This is a genomic window from Sphingorhabdus sp. (assembly GCF_044239005.1).
Taxonomy (GTDB): domain Bacteria; phylum Pseudomonadota; class Alphaproteobacteria; order Sphingomonadales; family Sphingomonadaceae; genus Sphingorhabdus_B.
In genome coordinates, this window is sequence record NZ_JBIICH010000125.1 from 1 (window position 1) to 5,975 (window position 5,975).

General features: G+C 57.7%; 6 protein-coding genes. 2 read left to right on the forward strand and 4 right to left on the reverse strand.

The genetic code is table 11. The features are described from left to right. A partial coding sequence (locus ACILQA_RS09345) for a 2-oxoacid:acceptor oxidoreductase family protein (protein ID WP_395629452.1) occupies window positions 1–1,273 on the reverse strand: 1,273 nt, incomplete at its 3' end. 146 nt (window positions 1,274–1,419) lie between these two features. Between ACILQA_RS09345 and ACILQA_RS09350 the strand changes: the two genes are divergently transcribed. Together ACILQA_RS09350 and ACILQA_RS09355 are read left to right on the forward strand one after the other, a co-directional pair. After that, window positions 1,420–2,379 carry an alpha/beta hydrolase gene (locus ACILQA_RS09350; protein ID WP_395629453.1) on the forward strand — a complete coding sequence of 320 codons (960 nt, stop codon included), beginning with the start codon at window positions 1,420–1,422 and terminating at the stop codon, window positions 2,377–2,379. Next, a complete protein-coding gene (locus ACILQA_RS09355; protein ID WP_395629454.1) occupies window positions 2,376–2,861 on the forward strand; it encodes an RNA pyrophosphohydrolase in 486 nt (161 codons plus the stop codon). The genes ACILQA_RS09350 and ACILQA_RS09355 overlap by 4 nt, the downstream gene beginning before the upstream one ends. 32 nt (window positions 2,862–2,893) lie before the next feature. On the opposite strand, the gene ACILQA_RS09360 is transcribed toward ACILQA_RS09355, so the two are convergent. From ACILQA_RS09360 to guaB, 3 genes are all read right to left on the reverse strand, one after another. Further along, complete coding sequence (locus ACILQA_RS09360) at window positions 2,894–3,421, reverse strand: tetratricopeptide repeat protein (protein WP_395629455.1); 528 nt, start codon at window positions 3,419–3,421, stop codon at window positions 2,894–2,896. Window positions 3,422–3,456: 35 nt separating this feature from the next. Further along, on the reverse strand, window positions 3,457–4,638 hold the full coding sequence (locus ACILQA_RS09365) for an RsmB/NOP family class I SAM-dependent RNA methyltransferase (protein WP_395629456.1): 1,182 nt from the start codon (window positions 4,636–4,638) through the stop codon (window positions 3,457–3,459). A 3-nt stretch (window positions 4,639–4,641) separates the two neighbouring features. Beyond that, on the reverse strand, window positions 4,642–5,975 hold a 1,334-nt coding region (gene guaB, locus ACILQA_RS09370), incomplete at its 5' end, for an IMP dehydrogenase (protein ID WP_395629457.1).

The window sequence follows — 5,975 nt, forward strand, 5'->3', positions numbered from 1 at the left end:
ATGGTTCAGCCGCGTTGGCGATATAGCCATCGGTAAGCAGCATGACGGGCGTCATATACTCGACCGCAATCCGCACCGCTTCCACCGCGCAGTCAAAGCAATCAACCGGCGAGCGCGCTGCAATCACTGGCATCGGTGCATCACCGTTGCGGCCATACACCGCCTGATACAGATCGGACTGCTCGGTCTTGGTTGGCAGACCCGTCGAAGGGCCGCCACGCTGGCTGTTGACGATCACCAAGGGAAGTTCGGTCATGATGGCAAGGCCCATAGCCTCACCCTTCAACGCGATGCCGGGACCAGACGAGCTGGTAACGCCCAACTGACCTGCATAGCTTGCGCCAATGGCCGAACAAATCGCGGCAATTTCATCTTCTGCCTGGAATGTGGTGATCCCATATTCTTTCAAGCGGCTGAGGTGATGCAAAATCGCGGATGCTGGCGTGATGGGGTATCCGCCGAAGAACATCTTGAGGCCAGCGAGTTGTGCGCCAGCGACCAGGCCATAAGAAATGGATTCGGCTCCCGTCACCGTCCGATAAAGACCGGCGGGCGCAGGTGCGGCATCGACATGATATTGCTTCAGCGGTCCGGCCAATTCAGCTGTCTCACCATAAGCATGGCCAGCATTCAGCGCCGCGATATTGGCGTCGGCCAAAACCTGATTCTTGGCAAATTTCGCGTTCAGCCAATCGATGATAGGCTGACGATCACGATCAAACATCCACAAAGCAAGACCAAGCGTCCACATATTCTTACAACGCAACGCGTCTTTGTTGCCCATGCCAAACGGCTTGACGGCTTCCAGCGTCAGCCCGCTGATATCGAACGCCAGCACCTGCCATTTCGCAAGGCTGCCATCTTCAAACGGGTTGGTGGCATATTTGGCTTTATCGAGGTTGCGTTGGTTAAACTCGCCTGTGTCGGCGATAATCAAACCGCCTTCGCGCAACGACCCGACATTGGTTTTCAGCGCGGCGGGGTTCATCGCGATCAGCACGTCCGGCTGGTCGCCAGCGGTATCAATTGCGGACGAACCAAAGTTAATCTGAAACGCCGAAACACCGAAAAGCGTGCCGATTGGAGCGCGGATTTCGGCAGGAAAATCAGGGAATGTCGCAAAGTCATTGCCCGCCAGTGCCGAAGACAGCGTAAACTGCCCTCCGGTCAACTGCATGCCGTCGCCGCTGTCCCCGGCAAAGCGCACAACGACTGCCTCGCTTTGCACTGGAGTATGTCCGCTTGTCTGTTCGTCTTTGAATGCCGTAGCCATGCGTTCTAGCCCGTCTTTAATTGCAACTTTATTGCCTTTTCGCCTAATCCCATTCGCCGCGCACTGCAATGTTAGAAAAACTATCGGTGGATATGCTGGACGCATTGCCCAAGCCACCCTAGGAAGCGACAGAAATGGAGAACGCGATGACCGATACCCCCCCTTATGTGCGCCCCGATGTCGCATTGTTTCTGCAATTTCTGAACGCGGTACCCGGCCCTAAATTTTGGCAAGTGCCCGTTGATGACGCACGCGCGATGACCGCTGCGATGCGCGACGTTGCCGATGCACCCGTTGGCGAACTGGCGGTTATCCGTGATTTATCGATTCCCGGACCCGCCGGAGCCATCCCTGCGCGATTATATGACAGCCGCGAAGAGCGCGAAGCCGGCCCTGTCATGGTGTTTTACCATGGCGGCGGATTCGTTATCGGCAGCCTGTACACCTACGATCCATATTGCGCAGAAGTTGCGCGCCTCCTCGATTTGCCGGTCATCTCTATCGATTACCGGCTGTCACCCGAACATCCATTCCCTGCCCCAGCCGAAGATTGTGAAGCCGCAACGCGCTGGATTGCGACAAGTCCTGCTGAGCTTGGACGGCAAGTAACTGGACTGATTCCCTCCGGCGACAGTGCTGGCGGAAACTTAGCGATTGTAACCACCATGGCGCTTCGCGACCGTCCGGCCGCCGTGCCTGTTTTGGTGCAACATCCGATTTACCCCGTCGTCACGCTCGATGCTGACTGGCCGAGCATGCGCGAATTTGCCAACGGCTATTTGCTAACCGACGAAGCAATGGCCTATTTCGGCGAAGGCCACGCAGCAACGCCCGGAGACTATCGTTCCGAGCCGTTGAATTTCAGCCAGCAGGGCATGCCACCGAGCCTTGTCACCACGGCAAGCCTTGATCCGTTGCGCGACCAAGGCATCGCATATGTTGAAAAGCTGAAACAGGACGGCGTGCGCGTCGAACATCGCAGTGCCGAGGGCAATATTCACGGACATATCAACATCCGTCAGGCCATCCCCTCCGCCCAATCGGACATAGAGGGCAATATCGCCGCGCTGAAAGACCTGCTTGCAGAAGTGGTGGCAACAGCATGAGCATATCTTTGGAAGATTTACCGTACCGTCCCTGCGCCGGCATCATGCTCGCCAATATGCAGGGAAAGATATTTGTCGGCCAACGCTTGGACAGCCCCGCCGGAACCGATGCATGGCAAATGCCGCAAGGCGGCATCGACGATGGCGAGGATGCGGAGACTGCGGCGCTACGCGAGTTATTCGAAGAAACTGGCGTGCGCGCCGATTTGGTCGATATTCTCGCGCGCAGCCGCGATGAACATTTCTACGACTTACCCGATGATATGATTGGCCGCATTTGGAAGGGCAAATATCGCGGGCAACGCCAGCATTGGTTTTTGATGCGCTTCAAAGGCACGGATGCCGATATCAACATCGAAACATCGCATCAGGAATTTAGCAAGTGGCAGTGGATCGATGCACCGCAATTGCCGCAACTGATCGTCCCGTTCAAAAAGCGGCTGTACGAGAATATTCTCGCGGAGTTTGCAGACCTTATTTGACGCCGTTCCGCGTGTGGAACGCATCCGCGCCCTTAATTGGGTTGCGGAACCGGCTCGCTACCGATGGTTGGTTTCGCATCAGCTGCGCTTGCCTGCATTTGCTGTTTTTCACTCGCCTTGCTGGATGCAAGCGCAAGCCGCTCAACAGCGCTGCAGTTCGCGCGGCATAATGTTTTCAGCCGCGCGATATTCTTGCCCGCTTGCTCAATTGCGCCCTTGGCAATCATGGCATCGGCCTGCTCGGCCAATGCAACCTGATCATTGGGCTCAAGCTCCAGCGCTTCTGTGTAAAAGCGGATCGCTTTACCATTCAGTCCCTGGGCCTTCACCGCGCGGGCCATCGCAATATATGCAGGGCGATTGCGCGGGTCGACCGCCAATGCGGATTCATACCAGCTGATCGCATTGTCGAACCGTCCAGCGTCCGATTCCTGATTGCCGGTCTGCATCAGCGCCATGGAGCGGGCGTCGATATCGTCATCCGCGCGTCCGCCGATGCTCGCGCTCGACATGACCGCTAAGGTGAACGACAGCGCAATAGCCGCGGGAGAAAAACGCATAAACAATATCCATAACTTTTTGGAAGGTGATGCTATCACAGCTTTTGGAGCCTCGCGAAGAAGAATCCATCACTGCCATCATGATACGGGGTCAACAACACGCCATCGCCGTCGGCACGGCCCATCGACACCCCGGTATCCGCAGCGCGCCAACCCGAATGCGATTTTAAGAACGCAGCCACTTGTCCCTTGCCCTCGCTCTCAATCAGCGAGCACACGGCATAAACCAGATAGCCGCCACGCACGACCATGTCGGCGCCAATGTCCAACAGCTTCGCCTGTTCATCCACAACGCGTTTCAACCGCGCCGCATCCAAACGCCAGCGAGTCTCTGGATTGCGCCGCCATGTCCCGCTTCCCGAACAGGGTGCGTCAATAAGGACGAGGTCGCAGCCACCGACAAATTCGGACAGCATTTCTTTTTCCTTGCCGGGATTGAGCAAGCGCGTTTCGATATTGGTGGCACCCGACCGGTTGCCCCGTGGCTTCAATTGGTCCAGCCGGTTGCGGTTTGTATCTGTTGCGATCAACCGTCCCTGATTTCGCATCGCGGCGGCGAGCGCGAGGGTTTTGCCGCCAGCGCCAGCGCACAGGTCAAGCACCGTGCCAGCACCCTTTGCCTGACATGCCTCTACTATCAGCTGGCTTCCCAGATCCTGAATTTCCACCAGACCGTCTTCCACGGCGGGATGGCTATCAATTGCGGTCCCGCCCGGCAGGCGCAGCGCGTATTCGAGGTGCGGAAGGACTTCGGCGTCGGGAAACGTCGCCGATACTTCAGCGCGGCTTGCCTTCAACGCATTGACGCGCAAGTCCATGGGGGCGCGGTCAAGCAGGCTTGCTTGCTCGGCCTCATCAACATGGGCCGAAAACAACGGCTTGATCCATTTGGGCAATCCGCCACCGGTTGAACGCGCTTCGCCGGGTTCAATCGCCGCTGGACCATAATCGGTCCCGTCGAATAACGCCGCCAGCTCCGGATCGGCATCCGCCATTGCCACAAAGGCAGACCGCGCCGTTACCGGCCTTTTGCCAAAGCGGCGGATGGCACCCCACGCTAAATCGCGGACCGCACGGCGGTCTTTCGAACCGGCATAACGCCGCTCGGCGAAAAAGCGCTTCGCAAGCTGGTCAGCGGAAGCGCCGCCATCACGTGCGGAAAGGATGATCTGGTCAACCAATTCAATGGCTGACTGCAGGCGAGCAGCAGGTCTCATGCCTCAACGCGTCGGATAATTTGGAGCTTCCCGCGTGATTGTAACGTCATGTACATGGCTTTCCCGTAATCCGGCATTGGTGATGCGCACAAACTGCGCGCGTTCCTGAAGGTCCGCAATCGTGCGCGAACCGGTATAACCCATAGCTGCTTTGACGCCGCCGACAAGCTGATGAATGACGTCGCGTGCCGGGCCTTTGAAAGGCACCTGCCCTTCAATGCCTTCCGGAACAAGCTTAAGCTGGTCCTTAATGTCCTGCTGGAAATAACGGTCAGCAGAGCCACGCGCCATCGCGCCAACACTGCCCATGCCGCGATAGCTTTTATAAGCACGCCCTTGGTACAGGAATGTCTCGCCCGGTGCTTCCTCGGTTCCCGCCAACAGCGAGCCGACCATCACCGACGATGCCCCGGCCGCAAGCGCTTTGGCCAAGTCGCCAGATGTCCGCAATCCACCATCGGCAATGATTGGAATGCCTGACTTTGCCGCTTCGGCCGCCGATTCCATAACTGCAGTCAATTGCGGTACGCCAACGCCAGCAACAACGCGGGTGGTGCAAATGGAGCCGGGGCCGATACCAACCTTGATACCATCCGCGCCCGCATCAATCAGCGCACGCGTCGCCGCAGCCGTCGCAACATTTCCGGCAACGACCTGAACTTCAGGTGCCATGCGCTTGATCTCTGCAACCGCAGCCGCAACCATCGCGCTATGGCCATGCGCCGTATCGACGACGATGAGGTCGCACTCAGCGTCAATCAACGCCTTGGTATAGGCCATGCCCTTTTCGCCGACAGTCGTCGCCGCAGCGACGCGCAAGCGTCCTGTGCCGTCCTTTGTTGCGTTGGGATATAGAACAGCCTTCTCGATATCCTTTACGGTAATCAGGCCGATGCAATGATAGGCGTCATCGACGACCAAAAGCTTTTCGATGCGGCGTTGATGCAGCAAACGGCGCGCTTCTTCTTGCGTGACGGACGATGCAACCGTCGCTAGATTTTCATGTGTCATCAACTCGGACACAGGCTGCGCCGGATTTTCGGCAAAGCGCACGTCCCGATTGGTCAATATGCCAGCCAGCTTTCCGCTCGCCTCAACAACCGGGATGCCGGAGATTGCATGCGCCGACATCAATGCTTGCGCTTCCGCCAAGGTCGCTTCGGGTGCGATGGTGATGGGGTTCACCACCATGCCGCTCTCAAAACGCTTGACCTGACGCACGGCAGCGCACTGTTCTTCGATGCTTAGGTTGCGGTGCAGAACGCCAATGCCGCCAAGCTGCGCCATGACGATCGCCATGCGCGCTTCGGTGACGGTGTCCATTGCCGACGATAGCA